Origin of the sequence: Sorangium sp. So ce448 (assembly GCF_051520915.1) — a bacterium.
Taxonomy (GTDB): Bacteria; Myxococcota_A; Polyangia; order Polyangiales; family Polyangiaceae; genus Sorangium; species Sorangium cellulosum_B.
In genome coordinates this window covers 5839103-5855256 of sequence record NZ_CP150343.1, presented here as the reverse complement: position 1 = coordinate 5855256, position 16154 = coordinate 5839103, and the positions used below count along the sequence as shown (strand labels likewise).

Here is a 16154-nt window from a genome sequence, read left to right as displayed (position 1 = left end):
AAGTGCGACCTGGTGCTACTTTACGTCGCTCTCGAGGCTGCGCTGGCAAGCCCTCGCCGGGTGAGCGAACCCCTTGAACTAGAAAGCATTTGTCGCGGGTATGGAAGCGAACGCTGGAGTGCAGGCTGACTTCTCTTCGTGGGTGCAGGCGACCTCCGATGCCTCCGAGCTCGAGCTCGGGCTCCCTGGTTTCGGCTACGCCGATCTCTTCGACCCTGCGAAGCTCGCCGAGCTGACGGAGCGGTTCGAGGAGTATTTCCACGCAGCAGACGAAGGCGCCTACAGGCGCTTCGACGCGTACCGGGCCTCGCTGCGCGCGGCGCAGGTGGAGGCCTCCGGCGCCGGCGCGGGCCGGCCCGCGCTCACGCCGGAGCAGGTCTCCGAGGCGCTCCTGGCGGCGGCGCCCCACGTCGGCCGCTTCGTGGCGACGCTCTTCCGGGTCGAGCGGGAGACGCAGGCGCAGATCGACGCGACCCTCGAGCGGAGCGCGCTCTGGGACTTCAAGCGCGAGTTCTCGAAGAAGCGCCTGTTCAAGCCGAACCCGGGGAAGGCGTGGCGGGGCACGCACGTCGAGGCGGCGCACGCGGCGCGGCGGTCGCTCGCGGCCATGGGCGCGCCTGCGAGCGCGCTCGACGGCGGCTCCGCCGCGGAGGAGCTCGCGATCGCGCGCGCGACGCTCGCCCTGATCGAGGTCGACGAGATCGCGCGCAAGGCCGCGAAGGCCGGCGGCGCGAAGTGGACGGACGAGCTCCGCGAGCGGGCGGCGAAGGTGCGCGCGGCGCTGCGGGAGGACCCGGCGCTCGCCGAGGGGGTGGCGCCGGCGGCGGCGGTCGCTGGCGCGGAGCCGACGGAGGCCGAGGACGGGGCGGTCGTGGCGCTCGCGCTCGACGCCGTCGAGGCGTGGCTCGCTGCGCGCCGCGCGGACGAGCACGATCCGGCGCGGCGGTGGCCGACGCTGAAGGCGCCGCGCACGCTCGACTACCAGGAGCTCGTGCAGCTGCAGAGGAAGGGCGCGAACGGCAGCCCGGGCTCCGCCGAGCTCCTCGTCGGCCCCGAGCACGAGCGGAGGGACCGCGACGGCTTCGCGCTGACCGACCGTCGCGCGCCGCCCCGCGAGGTCGAGAGCCAGGTCGACTACTGCCTCTTCTGCCACGATCGCGACAAGGACTCGTGCTCGAAGGGCCTGCGCGACAACAAGACCGGGGCGATCAAGGCGAACCCGCTCGGCGTCGAGCTGAACGGCTGCCCGCTCGACGAGAAGATCAGCGAGATGCACACCATGCGGGGGCGGGGCGAGTCGATCGCCGCGCTCGCGCTCGTCTGCCTCGACAACCCGATGTGCCCCGGCACCGGTCACCGCATCTGCAACGACTGCATGAAGGCGTGCGTCTTCCAGAAGCAGGAGCCGGTGGACATCCCGCAGATCGAGACCGCGGCGCTCACGGACGTGCTGTCGCTCCCGTGGGGCCTCGAGATCTACGGGTTCCTCACGCGCTGGAACCCGCTCGACGCGCTGCGGCCGCACGCGCTCCCGTACAACGGCAAGAACGTGCTCGTCGTCGGCCTCGGCCCGGCCGGCTACACGCTGTCGCACCACCTCACGCGGCAGGGCTTCGCGTGCGTGGCGATCGACGGGCTGAAGATCGAGCCGCTGCCGGTCGAGCTCACGGGCGACGAATCGCGCCCGCCGCGTCCGGTCAAGGATTTCAAGCGGCTCTACACCGAGCTCGACGAGCGCGTCCTCCTCGGCTTCGGCGGGGTGAGCGAGTACGGGATCACGGTGCGATGGGACAAGAACTTCCTCACCGTCCTGTACGTCACGCTGGCCCGGCAGCGGCTGCTCCGGATCTACGGCGGCGTGCGGTTCGGCGGGACGATCGATCTCGACGACGCCTTCCGGCTCGGGTTCCACCACGTCGCGATCGCGGCGGGCGCGGGGCGCCCGACGATCATCCCGCTCAAGAACAACCTCGCGCGCGGCATCCGCAAGGCGTCGGACTTCCTGATGGCGCTCCAGCTCGCCGGGGCCTACAAGCGCTCGGCGCTCGCGAACCTGCAGGTGCGCCTGCCGGCGGTGGTGATCGGCGGCGGCCTCACGGCGATCGACACCGCGACGGAGCTCGCCGCGTACTACGTCGTGCAGGCCGAGAAGACGGCCGACCGGCTCGACGCGCTGATCGCGGAGCGCGGAGAGGCCGCCGTCCTCGCGATGTTCGACGAGGAGGAGCGGGAGTTCCTGGCCGAGCAGCGGCGCCACGCGGAGGAGATCCGCGACGAGCGCGCGCGCGCCGCGCGCGAGGGGCGCCCGCCGCGCTTCCAGGGCCTGATCGACGCGTGGGGAGGCGTCTCGCTGGTCTACCGGAAGCGGCTCATCGACTCGCCGGCGTACCGGCTGAACCACGAAGAGGTCGCCAAGTCGCTCGAGGAAGGGATCCGCTACGTCGAGAACCTCGCCCCGGTCGAGGCGGTGCTCGACGAGCGCGGGTGCGTCTCCTCGCTCGTCTTCGACCGGCAGGAGATCGTCGACGGCAAGTGGCGGAGCGCGGGGCAGGCGGTCTCGATCCCTGCCCGCACCGTGTGCGTCGCGGCCGGGACGAGCCCCAACGTCACGTACGAGAAGGAGCGCCCGGGCTCGTTCGTGTTCGACAAGTGGCGGCAGTTCTTCCAGCCGCACCGCGCCTACGTCGACGAGGGCGGCGCGCTCAAGGTGGAGCCGGCCAAGCCGCGGGAGGGCTTCTTCACGAGCTACAACGACGGCGAGCACGCGGTGAGCTTCTACGGCGACAACCACCCCCACTACGCGGGGAGCGTCGTGAAGGCGATGGCGAGCGCCAAGGACGCGTACCCGTCCGTCGTCGCACTGTTCCGCCACGACATCGCCCGGCTCGGCGAGGAGCCGCAGGGCGCGCGCGACGCGCGGCGGCGCGACCTCTTCGCCCGCCTCGATCACGACCTCGGCGCGGTGGTCGAGCGGGTCGAGCGGCTCACGCCGACGATCGTCGAGGTCGTCGTGCGCGCGCCCGCGGCGGCGCGGAAGTTCGAGCCCGGGCAGTTCTACCGGCTGCAGAACTACGAGGTGCGCTCGCCCGTGATCCGCGGCACGCGGCTCGCGATGGAGGGCCTCGCGCTCACGGGCGCGTGGGTCGACAAGGAGAAGGGGCTGCTGTCGCTCATCGCGCTCGAGATGGGCGCGTCCTCCCGCCTGCTCGCCGCGCTGCGCCCGGGCGAGGAGGTCGTCGTGATGGGGCCGACCGGGACGCCCACGGACATCCCCGAGGGGGAGACCGTGCTGCTCGCCGGCGGCGGGCTCGGCAACGCCGTCCTGTTCTCGATCGCGAAGGCGCTGAAGGCGCGCGGCGACCGCGTGATCTACTTCGCCGGCTACCGGCGCGGCGAGGATCTCTTCAAGCAGGACGAGATCGAGGTGGCGACCGACCAGGTCGTCTGGTGCACGGACGGCGGCGCCGAGATCTCCCCGCGGCGCGCGACCGACCACCACTTCCGCGGCAACATCGTCCAGGCGATGAGGGCCTACGCCGAGCGCCAGCTCGGCGGCGAGCTGGCGGCCCTCTCGGAGGTCCGTCGCATCATCGCGATCGGCTCGGACAAGATGATGAACGCCGTGCGCGAGGCGCGGCACGGCGTGCTGGCGCCGCACCTGGATCCGAAGCACGTGGGCATCGCGAGCATCAACTCGCCGATGCAGTGCATGATGAAGGAGGTCTGCGCGCAGTGCCTCCAGCGGCACGTGGACCCGGAGACGGGCAAGGAGACGCTGGTCTTCTCGTGCTTCAACCAGGACCAGCTCATCGATCACGTCGACTTCAAGAACCTCGCCGCGAGGCTCCGGGCCAACACGGTGCAGGAGAAGCTGTCGAACGCCTGGCTCGATCACCTGCTGGCCGAGCGCCCCACGCTCCGGCACGTGTGACGCTTGCTCGGGCCTCGGCGATCCGAGGCCTCGCCGCCGCCGCGGAACGTGGGAAGGCGGCCTCGGCGGCGTCTCGTCGACTCGAGGCGCCCGAGGCCGCGCAGGGTGGGGGGCGCGGCCGCGCGGTGGATCGCGGTCAGCTGCCCGCGGGCAGCTTGATCTTCGGCTCCTTGGGGTGGCGCCGGTACAGCAGGATCGTCCGCCCCAGCGTCTGCGCGACGGCGGCTCGAAGCCGCTCGGAGAGGGTGTCGGCGACGTCGTCCAGCTCGTCCGGGCACTCGGTGCCCAGGCGTACCTTCACGAGCTCGTGCCGCTCCAGGGCGGCGTCGACGGCCGCGACGACGCCGTCGGTCAGGCCGGCCTTGCCGAGCTGCACGACCGGTTCGAGGTGATGCCCCAGCGCGCGGAGGTGGCGGCGCTGCTTTCCTGTCAGATCCAAAGCGTTCGGCCTTTCTTGAGGCGGTCGCGCGATTCGGGCGCTCGATGGTCGAGGGACGTCCCTGTCGCGGTCGCGCGCGCGGTCATACTGGCCTCCGGGCCAAGCGAAAAGGGCGCGCCGCTCGGGCTCTTCGCACAACGCGTGAATCGCTCGAGCGCCAGCGCCGGTAAACCGGGCCATGCAGCATGCGTGGGGTGCACGTGGGTTTGTATGGGTAGATGTGCGATAAAGACCAGCGCGGCGCAAGCGGGCGGAGCTCACAGAGGGCCCGGGCGCTCTGGGTTTTGCTTGACGTGGCCGTGCAACAGGCATCCCCTTGATCTGGCGGCCGGCGGCTCGACGGGGGATCGAGCGCTCGGATCGACACCGACATGGGCTCATCGAGCGAGCGAGATGCGGCAGCGGGGCAGGACGCCGAGCTCCCTCGGCTGGATGAGGGAGCGAACCCGATCGAGCTCACGGTCCATGACGAGGTGAGCCCCTGTCCGTACCTGCCTGAAGCCGAGGCGCGGATGCCCCTGCGTGTGCCCATCCGTCCGCTCACGCGTGCGGAGTTCGACCAGCGGCTCGTCGCGGGCAACCGCCGCCATGGCAAGCTGCTCTACCGCACCCAGTGCCCCTCCTGCCGCGCGTGCGAGCCGATCCGGATCGTCGTTCGTGACTTCGTCCCCGGCCGCACGCAACGCCGGGTGCTCCGCCGTGGAGAGCGGGTGGTGGACGTCGAGATCGGCCCGCCCGTGACCACGCGCGAGAAGATCATCCTGTACAACCGGCACAAGCACGGCCGGGGGTTGATGCGAGATGACGGTCCGCTCGGCGCCGAGGGGTACGAGGCGTTCCTCGTGGACAGCTGCTGCGAGACGTTCGAGATGCGCTATCGCGTCGGCGGCCGTCTCGTCGGGGTCGCCGTCGTGGATCGGGGGCAGGATTCGCTGTCCGCGGTCTACTCCTTCTATGAGCCCGAGCTGGAGCCGCTGAGCCCCGGTGTCTTCTCGATCCTGAAGCAGCTCGAGCTGTGCCGTTCCTGGGGCCTCCGGTACCTGTACCTCGGCCTTTACGTCGAGCGCTGCTCGCGGCTGGTCTACAAGGCCCAGTACCTGCCGCACGAGCGGCTCATCGATGGCCGCTGGCGGCGCTTCGAGCGGCAGCCGCCTGCGGCGCCATGACTGGAGCACGCCGCAGGATTTCGCGAGCGCGCCGCCCGGCGTCTCGTGGCAAGGACGTAGCCATGTGGAATCGCGCTCTCGCTTTCACCTCGTGCGCTGTGCTCTGGGCTCTGCTCGTCGTCGCGTGCGGCGATACGAGGCCGATCTTCGACACCGCTGCCGGGGGCGCCGGGGGCGCGGGGGGCGCCGGCTCGTCGGCAGGCGGGGAGGGCGGAGCAGGCGGCGGTGAGGCCGGCGGCGGCGATGGCACGGCCGGCGGCGACGGTACGGCCGGCGGCGACGGTACGGTCGGCGGTGGCGGTACCGGCGGCGGTGGCGGCACCGGCGGCGCTGCGGGCGGCGGGGCAGGGTAGGTAGCCCGGCGCCGCGTTGCCCGCGGGCCGGTTGTGTTCCGGCATCGCCGGGCCTAAGCCGCTCGCGTGCATCCGCTCGCAGACAAGGTCCTCGCCCGCGACATGCGCGCGACGGCGCGGGCCTGCCGGCTCGTCGACGACCGCTTCGGCGACTATGCCGCGATCCTGAAGGATCTCTTCCCCCATACCGGCCGCGCCTGGGTCCTCGGCGTGACGGGGAACCCGGGGGCAGGCAAGAGCACGCTCACCGATCGGCTGATCGGCGTGTTCCGGGGGCAGGGTCGCCGGGTCGCCGTGGTGGCGGTCGATCCCACGAGCCCGTTCACCGGCGGCGCGATCCTCGGCGACCGCATCCGCATGCAGGCCCATTTCGACGATCCCGACGTGTTCATCCGGTCGCTGGCGACCCGGGGCGCGCTCGGCGGGCTGTCGCGCTCGGTGGTGGACGTCGTGCGGGTGCTCGACGCCTGGGGCGCGGACGTCGTGGTGGTCGAGACCGTCGGCGTCGGGCAGGACGAGCTCGAGATCACCCGGATGGCGCACACCACCCTGGTCGTCGCCGCGCCGGGGATGGGCGACGAGGTGCAGGCGATCAAGGCGGGCATCCTGGAGTGCGCCGACGTCTTCGCCGTGAACAAGGCCGACCGGGACGGGGCCGACGTGGCGGTGCGCGATCTGGAGCTCATGATCGCGCTCGGCGGCGAGGTGGCTGCGGCCTCCGGACGGGCGCGCGGGCACAGCGCCGCGGCGCTCCACGCCCGTGCGCAGAGGGCGCCCTCTCGGGGGGGCGAGCCCGTCGAAGGTCCGTGGGAGCCCGTGATCGCGCGGACCGTGGCCACACGTAACGACGGCGTGGCGGCGCTCGTGGACAAGCTGGAGGGGCACCGGGCGTGGCTGTTCGGGACCGAGGCCGGCGCTGCGCGCCGAGAGGAGCGCCTGCGCGAGGCGATGCACGTGCAGCTCCGCGACGCGCTCACCGACGCCGCCGTCGCAGCGCTCGGTCCCGCGCTCGAGGCCGCGGTGCATGCCGTCGCGCGGCGCGAGGTCGACCCCTACACCGCGTCGGAACGGCTCGTCGCGGCCTTCCGCAGCGCGGGCGCCGTCACGCCTGGCACCGCCGTCGCGCCCGGCGGCGGGACCTGAGCGGCGGCCAGGAAGCCGGGCGGTTGGCTCAGGTCGACCGCGCTGCAACGCTAGTCGATGCAGCGATCCAGCGCGTCTTTCTCGGGTTTACAGGACGTACTCCACTTGTCGTCGCGGTTGCAGATCCCTGTGTCGTCCTCGCACTCCAGGAGAGCGTCGTACTGGTCGACACAGCCGCGGCGGTCGGCGTCCACGTACCTGTCATCGTAGCGATCGAGACAGTCGCCGTACTCGCGGTCGCTGCACCCCTCGCAGTCGCACTTGTAGTCGCAGAGATCGTCCTCCAGAGGGCTGCACGCCGCGGTGAAGAGGCAGGCAAGGGTGAGGATCATGTGCGAAGCCTTCATCGGCCCAAGGTTATCCCGCGTCCTCGGTTCCAGCGCGATAAACAGCTCGCTGGGCGCCGGGCGACGATGAGCCGCGCTCGCCTGCTTCCGACCTTCCGCCGGTGCGCTCGACACCGACTTTACGCGCAGCGCGGCTGGCGCTCACGGCGCGGGGCCGCGGCGCCGCGGCGGCTTGCGCCCCACGTTCTCTGCGCGGAACGCGCTCGGGCACGCGTCGCTGATCCCGCAGCCTCCGCACGCTGGCTTCCTCGCGAAGCAGATCCGGCGGCCGTGGAAGATCAGCGTGTGGGACAGCATATCCCAGTCGCGCCGCGGGAAGAGCGCCACGAGGTCGCGCTCGATCTGCTCTGGCTTGTCGCTGGTCGTCCACCCGAGCCGCTGCGACAGGCGCTGCACGTGGGTATCGACCACGACGCCCTCCGGCGCTCCGAAGGCGACGCCGAGCACCACATTCGCCGTCTTTCGCCCGACTCCGGGTAGCTTCACGAGCTCGGCGAGCGTCCTCGGCACCTCGCCGGCGTGCCGCTCGATGAGGCCTCGCGCGAGCCCCACGATGTTCTTCCCCTTCTGGTTGAACATGCCCATCCCGAGCCGCTTGAGGAGCGCGCCCACCTCGGCGGCATCGGCGCTGGCGAGGGCGCGGGCGTCGGGATACGCGCCGAACAGGTGGGGGGTCACCTTGTTGACCAGCACGTCCGTCGTCTGGGCGCTGAGCACCGTCGCGACGAGAAGCTCGAACGAGGATCGATGATCCAGCTCGCAGTGGGCGTCCGGGTGCAGCGCCCGCAGCCGCGCGAAGGTGGCCGGAGGTGTGCTCGGCGCTGCGCGTGCCGGCGTCGGCCGAGCCGCGTCGGCGAGCGCTGTCGCCTTCTTGGACCTCGACGCGCGCGTCTTCGCCGCCATCGAAGCACCCGCGCGAGCCGCCTTGTCCGGCCGCTTCACCGGGGGTGCGACGCCCTCGCCTCGATGTTGGTCCGCGGGATCGACAGCGACGGACGCGGGCGGTCGGCGCGCGCCTCGCCCGGTCAGGACGAGGTCTCGCGCGCGACCGCCCTCTGCCGTTTCAGCTGACGAAGGCGCGCTTCCGCGTCTCATGCTCATCGAGGAGCTTCTCGACGCTCGCGAGCGCGTTTTCCACCGACTCTTGCACCATCTGCAGCACCGTCGTCGCCGAGCCCTTCAGCGCCTCGTAGTAGCGCTGCCGCTCGGTCGAGTGGATGATCGACGGAGGCAGGCCCGTGCGGAGCAGCAGCATGTTCATGAACAGCCTCGCGACCTTGCCGCTGTCGTTCGGGAACGGGTAGACCCGCAGCAGATCGTAGTGCGCGCGCGCAGCGATCCGGATGCCGTTCCGCGTCTTCCGCGTCTCGGGGTCGTTCAGCCAGTCGATGATCTGACGCACCTTGTAGGCGATCTTGTCCGGCGGAGCGTACTCGTGGAAGTAGAGCCGGTGCTGGGGAATGTCCTTGCGGTATTTCACCGTCTTGAGATCCCCCTCCTCCGGATGGAGGATCAGGTACAGCTTCTTCATGCAGTCGAGCGTGAGCGGGGCCCGCTTGTTCTCGCCCTGCTCGCGCACGTACGCGATGGCCTCCTTGTGCCGCCGGATGTCATCGTACGTCGGCTGAAGGCTCGAGTCCGTCACGAGCGGCGCCGGGCCGGCGAGGGCCGCGCGCAGCTCGTCGAACGTATAGACAACCCCTTCGAGCGCGCTGTCGTGGTAAATCCACGACATATCGAGGCTGTCGATGTAGCGCCGCCGGAAGTCCTCCGACTGCGCGGCCAGCCGCTGCTCGATGATCGCGCTGCGCTCCTCGATGGTGGCGCGCCGAGGCGGCGGCAGCATCGGCAGCGGCAGGGTGACCACCCGCGGCGCCTCCCGGAGCGGGGCGCGACCTGGACGGCGCTCGATCGACGCCCCGGCGCTCTTCCCCTTCGCCACGCCCGGCCGCGCGCTCTTCTTGTCGACGACCGGCTTGTCGCTCGTGCGCGACGGCCTGTCGCTCGTGCGTGACGGCCTGTCGCTCGTGCGCGACGGCCTGTCGCTCGCCCGGCGCGGTCGCTCGGCCTCGCCCGGCTCGGCCTGCTCCCTGACGTCCTTGAGCTTCAGCTTCTCCTTGAGCTTCAGCTTCTCCTTGGGCTTCGGCTCGTCGTCGAGCCTCAGCTTCAGCTTCTTGGGGAGCTTCGTCGGCTCCGCCGCCGGCGCCGCGAGCGCCCGCTCGGAGCGCGCCGCGATCTTTCTCCTGACGAGCCTCGGCTTGGCCGCCTTGACCCGCACGAGCCTCGGCTTGGTGGCCTTGACCCGCGCGACCTTCGTCTTCGCGGCCTTCGCCTTCCGCGCCCGCCCGGCGACCGCCCTGGTCTTCGCGGTCCTGGCCTTCGCGGCCCTCGGCTTTGCGACCCTGGCGCGGGTGACCCTGGCCTTCGTGGCCTTGGCCCTCGACGTCTTCGCCCGGGTCGCCTTGGCCTTCGCCGCCCTCGCCTTGACCTTCGTCGCCCTGGCCTTCGCCCTGGCCTTGGTGGTCCTGAGCTTGGCGGCCGTGCGCGTCGACCTGGCCTTCGTCCTGGCCGCGGCCTTCTTCGCCTTGGAAGCGCTCGTTCGCTTCGCGGCCGCGCGGGTGGCCTTCTTCGCCCTCCCGACCGCCGCTTTCTTCCTCGCGCCTGTACGGGTTGCCCGCGCCGGTGCGCGCGCCGCCTTGCGCCGCGCCGGGGCCGCCGACTTGCGGGTGGTCGCCCGTTTTGTCGTGGTTTTCCGGCGCTTTGCCGCCTTTACGGCAGCGGTGCGTCGCGCAGCAGGACGAGAGGACGCGGCCTTCCGCTTCGGCTTGCGCGCGGCTGAGCGGGCGGCAGGCTTTGCCTTCCGCGTCCGCGCTGTCGAGGCTGCTCGCCTCGAGCTTGCCGCGCTGGCCTTGGTCGCTCTCTTCCGGTCTTTTTTCGAAGTTTTTCGGGTCTTCTTTGCCGCCATGGGCGTGCTTTCACACAATCGCTCAGGCTGCCCGCTGCCACGCTGCGGCGAGCTAACATACGATCGAAAAGGCCTAATGCCGGCCAGCAGCCTAGCAATTTGGGGATTTATCCGTCAACCAGTCCGGTGCGGAAGTGGGCAGGAAGCGACATCCCGCAGCTGGATCGTCGATGATCCAGTTGACCCGCCCTGCCAGATTGCGACCGCGGTCCTGCCAGGCGTAGCTCGAGGCCGGGCGCCAGCGCTCCGCGACCGAGGGGCCGGCCCTCAGCTGTCGATGTTGATGCCGAGCCGCTGCCGGATGGCGAAATACTCCTCGCTGGCCGCGTAGAGCGTGAGCTCCTTGAGCCTCTCCTTGTGGGGGAGGGCGGCGCCCGCCTCGTCGGTCGCCTTGATCATCTCCTGCGCCAGCTCGAGGTCGTTGGCGAGGAGGAAGCCCGCGCGGTCGGCCGTCAGGTCGACGCCGGACACCCAGCGCTTCAGGTCGATGGCGCCGGCCTGGAGCAGCTTCGTCACGGCGCTCGCGAGCTGATCGCGCGCAGGCCCGACGAGGATGGGCTCCAGGACCACCAGGTCGTCCATCACCGGCCCCTCCAGCTCCTTCGTGATCGGGAACGTGGGCGAGATGAGCTTGATCGCCGCGAACAGCCACGCGCGCAGGCCGGTGCCCGTCGGCACCAGGTGCCGGAGGTACATGCCCGGGCGGTAGTAGGTGAGGTGGCGGGCCGCGATGAACGCGGCGGCCTGCGTGGGCAGGTCCATCTGGAGCGCCGCGGCGCCGAGCACGATCGCCGGGACGTGCGCGTGGAGGAACGAGACGCCGCCGCCGTCGTTCGGATCCTGGAACGTGAGCGGCGGCGCGAGGCCCAGCACACCCGCCGCGTAGTAGAGCGTCTGCGACATCGGGTAGGGGTGGCGCGAGAGATCGAGCTGGTAGGCGAGCTGGTAACCGAGCTCCTCCAGCGGCTGCCCGTTCTTCCTGAGCACGGCCGGCTCGATGACGCCGAAGACCGTCGTCAGGAGCGGATCCGCGTCGGGGTGGACGAGCGCGGTCGCCCACGCGTGGTCGTCGAGCGGCTGCTGCGCCGCCGCGGCCGTGTCGGGGCGCAGGCGCCGGAAGAAGCGCTCCTCGTCCGGCTCGGCGGCGCTGAGGCAGCAGAGCACCTGGCACAGACAGAAGGCCGCGTCGGCGCGCTTCGCCTCGGTGTACATCTTCCGGAGCAGCCGGTACGCGTCCGGCTTGTACGGGTTGCGCCGCAGGATCGGGGCCTGCGCGGCCACCGCCTTGTCCAGGTACTCCGCCGGGTTGCTCGCGTAGAGGTTCGCCAGGAGCTCGTTCCGCGCCTCGCTGTCCGGATCGAGCGTCTGCGCCGCCTCGTAGGCGTCGATCGCCTCGCTCATCCAGCCGAGCTTGTCCTTGTAGAGGGCGCCCAGCCGGTCGAACGTCTCGAGCATCCTCGCGGTGTCGTTCTCCTCGGTCGCCCTGTCGAGCTCGATCTTGAGCAGGCGCTCCACCTCCTCGTGGTCACCCTTCTCGCCGCGGAGGTCGATCGCCTCCGCGAGCGCCCGGGTGAGCGACGGGTCGAGCGCCAGCACCTCGTCGTAGAACGTGGCGGCCCGGTCGAGATCGCCGAGCTGCCGCGCGCTCACGATCGCCGCCGTGTGCAGGTACTTCGCCTTCTGCCGGCTGTCGTCGATCTTGGCGGCGAGCTTGAGGACGATGTCGACGAGCTTCGACCAGTCCTTCTCCTCGCTGTAGAGCTGCATCAGCTTGGTGAGGATCTTCCGGTCGTCCGGGCGCTCGTCCAGCGCCGCCACGTAGCTCTTCGCGGCGCGCGCGCGGTCGTGGAGGTGCGCCGCCAGCAAGTCGCCGATCTCGAGCAGGAGCGCGCTCCGCTCCTCGCCGGTCACCACGTCGAGCCGCCGGTGCTTGACGCGCACGACCTCCTCCCAGTCCCTCTTGGCCTCGAAGACCCTGGAGAGCAGGGCGAGCGGGGCAGGGGACTCCGGGAGGAGATCGGCGGCGCCGTTCAGCGCGGCCACCGCGCCGTCCGGGTCGCCGGCCGCGAGCCTCGCCTCGCCGAGCCCGAGGAGCGCCTCCGCCCGATCGCGCTCCGGCAGGCCGGCGCCGAAGCGGTCCACGAGGCGGCCGTAGAGCTCCGCGGCCTCCTTCGCCCTTCCCGCGTCGAGGTTGACCCTGGCGGCCCGCGAGAGCGCCGCCGGATCGTCCGGCGCGAGCGCGAGCAGCGCCTTCACCGTGCCGATCGCCTTGCCGCTCGAGCCGCTCTTGCCGAGCGCGTCGACATAGCGGAGCAGCAGCTTGAGCCCCTGCTCCTTCGGCAGGACGTCGACCCGGCTCGCCAGGAGCTCGTAGTGCCGCGCCGCCTCGAGGAAGCGGCCCGCCTCGAACGCGAGATCGCCCGAGATCATGAGCCCGAGCACGCCCGTCGGATCGAGGTCGACCGCCCTCGTCGCCGCCTCCGCGGCGCGCCCGTCGTCCTTGAGGCGCTCGCGGAGGAGCAGCGCCATCTCGCCGTACAGGCGGCCCTTGGCGAGGTTGCCCTCCGCGACCTCGGCCTCGCGCGCGATGAGCTCGACGGCGCTCGTCGCGTCGCCCCGGGCGAGGTAGGCCGCGCGCAGCGCCGAGGACGCGCCCGCGTTCTGCGGCTGCGCTTCGAGGGCCATCTTGTAGCGCTCGATCGCCCCGTCCCGATCGCCCTTCTCCTCGAGCAGCTTCGCCGCGCGGATCCAGAGATCGGCCCTGCTCTCCGCGGTCTTCGCCGTCGCCGCGAGCGACTCGATCGCGCTCAGCGCCGCCGCGGCGTCGCCCGTCGCGGCCCGCACGTGCGCGAGCGACTCCAGGGCCCCGGCGTGGTGGGGATCGATCGCGAGCACCCGCTCATAGGCCTTGCGGGCGCGCTCGGGCGAGCCGACCTGATCGAGGAGCACGCGCCCCATCGCGAGCAGCAGCTCCTCCCGGCGCTTGTCGTCGGGCACGATGCCGAGCTGCCGCTCGTAGAGCGACACCACGTCCTCCCAGCGCTCGAGGGCGCGGTAGTGCCGCCCGAGCGCTGCGAGCGAGCCCTCGTGCGCGCTGTCGATCCCGAGGATCGCCTCGAGGGCCTCGGCCGCCTTCGCGTGATCGAGGAACTCCTCGTCGTGGATGCCGGCGATCCGCTCGTAGAGGTTGATCTTCTGGCGCGGCGTCGCGCTGACGTCGATCTGTCGCGCCAGGTTCTGGAGGAGCGCCGCGTAGCTGCCGGCGCGGCTGTGGATGCGATCGAGCCCGCGCAGGGCGGTCAGGCTGGCCGGATCGATCTCGAGCGCCGCCTCGTAGCGCCGCGTCGCCTCGCCCAGGTCGCCGAGCCGGTCCTCGTAGAGCTCGGCGAGCTTGCACATCGTGTCGACGCGCTCCTCGCCCCGCAGCGCCTCCGCGCGCCGCTCGAGGATCCTGGCGTAGCCCGCGTGATCCTCGGCGCGCCGGTAGATCCTGAGCAGCGCCTCGCACGTCCTCGTGTGCCCGGGGTCCTCGGTGAAGATCTGCTCGTAGAGGTCGCGCGCGCGGCCCGCGTCGCTCAGCTTCGTCTCGAGGAGCTCGGCCGCCGCGGCGCGGAGGTCGCGCGCCTCCCCCGGGGTCGCGGCGCGATCGGCCCGCGAGAGCAGCACCTGGACGAGCTCCTGCCACTGCTGGGCGCGGCGGTAGACCTGCGAGAGCCCCTCCAGCGCCTCCTCGTTCGCGGGGTCGAGCCCGAGCACGAACTGGAAGCACGGGATCCCGAGGTCCGCCCGCGCGACCTTCTCCGCATACCAGGGCCCGAGCCGGTTGAAGAGCGCGAGCTTCGCCTCGGCCGGCATCGCCTCGTCGGTGCTCGCCTGGCTCAGGATCTGGAGCGCCTCGGACCAGATCTTCATGTCGTTGCCCGCCGCGCGCTCCAGGTCGACGGCGTACGCGTCCTGCTCCGGATCCTGGGCCAGCGCCTGGGCGAAGGCGAACACCCCCTGGTCCTTGTCGTCGAGCTCCCGCACGTAGAGGTGCCCGATCTCGTTGAGCGCCCGGGCGCGCTCGCCGGCGGTCTCGGCGCGCTCGCTCCGCTGGAGGAGCATCTCCACGAGCTCCTCGTGCTTGCCCAGCGCCTTGCGGAGCTCCTCGAGCGTGCTGAAGGCGATGTCGTCGCCCGGGGCGAGCTCGAGGAGGCGCAGGTAGACCGCCTCCGCCTTGTCGTGCAGGCGCCCCTTCTCGTAGATCCTGGCCGCCCGGAAGTGGAGGAGCTTCTTCGCCGCGACGGCCTGGTCGTCGCCCTGGCCTGGCGCCGAGCCCGCGTCGATCTGCTCCGAGGCCATCACGAGCGCCTCGGCCACGCGCCCCGGGTCCGCTCCCCGATCGACGGCCGCCTCGACGGCGAGCGCGAGCTCCGTGTCCGTGGGGCTCGCGACGAGCCGATCGATGAGGTCGTCCAGCTGCGCGCCCTCGATCGCCGCCTCCTGCCGCTGCGGCTTGCCGAGCGGATCGAGCGCGTCGAGCACCGCGCGCGTCCCCCTCGGCCGGGCGTCCTGCGCTTTCGCGAGCAGGCGCCCCGAGAGCTCGTCGATGTCCTTGCCCACCCAGCCGCGCGGCGCGACCGCGCTCGGCGGCGGCGGCGGCTCGATGAGGTGCGCGACGGCGATGTCGACAGCGGCGGCGCCCGAGAACACGGGCTTGCCCGTGAGGAGCTCGAAGAGCAGCGCGCCGAAGGCGTAGAGATCGCTCGCGGGGCCGACGCTCTCGCCGCGCAGCTGCTCGGGGCTGGCCGCCTCGACGAGCTCCGGGCTGGACCACCCGGCGCCGAGCCGATCGCCGCCGACGTCGACGAGGATCGGGAGCGGCTCCCCGTCCTCGCCGCGGGCCACGACGACGTTCTCGAGCTTGAGCGCGCCGTGGACGAGGCGCTGCTCGTGGAGCGCGGCGAGCCCGCCGAGGATCCCGCGGAGGAGCGGCTTCGCCTCGTTGATGTGGAGCGGCCCCGAGCGCGCGAGGCGCGCCGAGAGCGGCAGCCCGTCGACGTGCGCGTACGCCACGAACGCCCGGCCGCCCACGATCCCCGCGTCGATGCTGCTCGCCAGGTTCTCGTGGTGCACCTGCGCGGCCAGGCGGACGTGGGTGAGGTACCTGCGCACCGCCCGGCTGTCCCGGGTCGCCTCGCGCCGGAGCACCTTGAGCGTCCGCGGCTCGGTCCCCCGGGTCGCCGCGTAGACAAGGCCCCGGGGGCCCTCGCCGATTTTTCTCGTGACGATGTAGTCGCCGAACGCCTCGCCGGGCCCGATCTCCTCGTGCGGGCCGAGCCCATGGACGCCGAGGGCGCGGACGCGCGCGTCGACCTCTGCGCGTGAGGCGATGACGGCATCGATCAACGCATCGATGGCGTCGAGCTCCACGCAATGATCCGTGAGGGCGCGCGCGAAGGAGGCCTTGGAGGCGCTGCCCCCGATCTCGGCCGGGCTGAAGCCGAGGAGGTCGGACGACAGGGCCATCATTTCATCGAGCGAAAAGAGGCGCTCGAGCTCGCCTCGGACGATATCAATGGACATGGGACTCCTCGGGCCGAGCCCTCGTGCCGGCGTTGCGCGCGCAGCGGACCTGCCGGACGGCGGGGGACGTGGGTCATGCTAGCGAAGCTTGGGGCTCCATGCGACATCCGACGAACGCCTGTTTTGCAGGGTGATTCGGCGGTGCGCGGCGCGACGGCGGCGCTCGACGTGGGCGCAATCGACGTCGATCGACGTGGCGCGCGGGGTCGTGCTCACCGCGCCTGCCCCGCCGAGAGGCTGGATGA

At 71.7% G+C, this 16154-nt stretch carries 10 protein-coding genes; 5 read left to right on the top strand and 5 right to left on the bottom strand.

Annotated elements, in window-relative coordinates; genetic code table 11:
* Positions 1 to 100 precede the first annotated feature (100 nt).
* A complete protein-coding gene (locus WMF45_RS22060; RefSeq protein WP_437718829.1) occupies positions 101 to 3931 on the top strand; it encodes an FAD-dependent oxidoreductase in 3831 nt (1276 codons plus the stop codon).
* A 136-nt stretch (positions 3932 to 4067) separates the two neighbouring features.
* Here WMF45_RS22060 and yhbY read toward each other — a convergent pair whose 3' ends face one another.
* A complete protein-coding gene (gene yhbY, locus WMF45_RS22055; RefSeq protein ID WP_437718828.1) occupies positions 4068 to 4370 on the bottom strand; it encodes a ribosome assembly RNA-binding protein YhbY in 303 nt (100 codons plus the stop codon).
* Positions 4371 to 4741: 371 nt separating this feature from the next.
* Between yhbY and WMF45_RS22050 the strand changes: the two genes are divergently transcribed.
* The 3 genes from WMF45_RS22050 (at position 4742) to meaB (ending at position 7032) form a co-directional block, all read left to right on the top strand.
* Entirely contained in the window at positions 4742 to 5536 is a 795-nt protein-coding gene (locus tag WMF45_RS22050) for an arginyltransferase (protein WP_437718827.1), read from the top strand.
* 62 nt (positions 5537 to 5598) lie between these two features.
* Positions 5599 to 5889, top strand: a complete 291-nt coding sequence (locus WMF45_RS22045) for a hypothetical protein (protein ID WP_437718826.1) — start codon at positions 5599 to 5601, stop codon at positions 5887 to 5889.
* Positions 5890 to 5955: 66 nt separating this feature from the next.
* Positions 5956 to 7032, top strand: a complete 1077-nt coding sequence (meaB, locus tag WMF45_RS22040) for a methylmalonyl Co-A mutase-associated GTPase MeaB (RefSeq protein WP_437718825.1) — start codon at positions 5956 to 5958, stop codon at positions 7030 to 7032.
* A gap of 50 nt (positions 7033 to 7082) precedes the next feature.
* Here the strand turns inward: meaB and WMF45_RS22035 are convergent, their stop codons facing one another.
* From WMF45_RS22035 to WMF45_RS22025, 3 genes are all read right to left on the bottom strand, one after another.
* Positions 7083 to 7364 (bottom strand): hypothetical protein, encoded by a 282-nt coding sequence (locus WMF45_RS22035; protein ID WP_437718824.1) that lies wholly within the window; start codon positions 7362 to 7364, stop codon positions 7083 to 7085.
* Between the two features lie 156 nt (positions 7365 to 7520).
* Positions 7521 to 8282 carry an endonuclease III gene (gene nth / locus WMF45_RS22030; RefSeq protein WP_437718823.1) on the bottom strand — a complete coding sequence of 254 codons (762 nt, stop codon included), beginning with the start codon at positions 8280 to 8282 and terminating at the stop codon, positions 7521 to 7523.
* A 160-nt stretch (positions 8283 to 8442) separates the two neighbouring features.
* Positions 8443 to 9657, bottom strand: coding sequence for a Fic family protein (locus tag WMF45_RS22025; RefSeq protein WP_437718822.1), 1215 nt, complete (start codon positions 9655 to 9657; stop codon positions 8443 to 8445).
* Here WMF45_RS22025 and WMF45_RS22020 point away from each other — a divergent pair.
* A complete protein-coding gene (locus WMF45_RS22020; protein ID WP_437718821.1) occupies positions 9638 to 10675 on the top strand; it encodes a hypothetical protein in 1038 nt (345 codons plus the stop codon). The genes WMF45_RS22025 and WMF45_RS22020 overlap by 20 nt on opposite strands.
* On the opposite strand, the gene WMF45_RS22015 is transcribed toward WMF45_RS22020, so the two are convergent.
* Positions 10612 to 15909, bottom strand: a complete 5298-nt coding sequence (locus WMF45_RS22015) for a protein kinase domain-containing protein (RefSeq protein WP_437718820.1) — start codon at positions 15907 to 15909, stop codon at positions 10612 to 10614. The genes WMF45_RS22020 and WMF45_RS22015 overlap by 64 nt on opposite strands.
* Positions 15910 to 16154 lie beyond the last annotated feature (245 nt).

Coding starts and splice junctions, on each gene's coding strand:
- WMF45_RS22060 (WP_437718829.1), top strand. CDS start 101: ATGGAAGCGAACGCTGGAGTGCAGGCTGACTTCTCTTCGTGGGTGCAG.
- WMF45_RS22050 (WP_437718827.1), top strand. CDS start 4,742: ATGGGCTCATCGAGCGAGCGAGATGCGGCAGCGGGGCAGGACGCCGAG.
- WMF45_RS22045 (WP_437718826.1), top strand. CDS start 5,599: ATGTGGAATCGCGCTCTCGCTTTCACCTCGTGCGCTGTGCTCTGGGCT.
- WMF45_RS22035 (WP_437718824.1), bottom strand. CDS start 7,364: ATGATCCTCACCCTTGCCTGCCTCTTCACCGCGGCGTGCAGCCCTCTG.
- nth (WP_437718823.1), bottom strand. CDS start 8,282: ATGGCGGCGAAGACGCGCGCGTCGAGGTCCAAGAAGGCGACAGCGCTC.
- WMF45_RS22015 (WP_437718820.1), bottom strand. CDS start 15,909: ATGTCCATTGATATCGTCCGAGGCGAGCTCGAGCGCCTCTTTTCGCTC.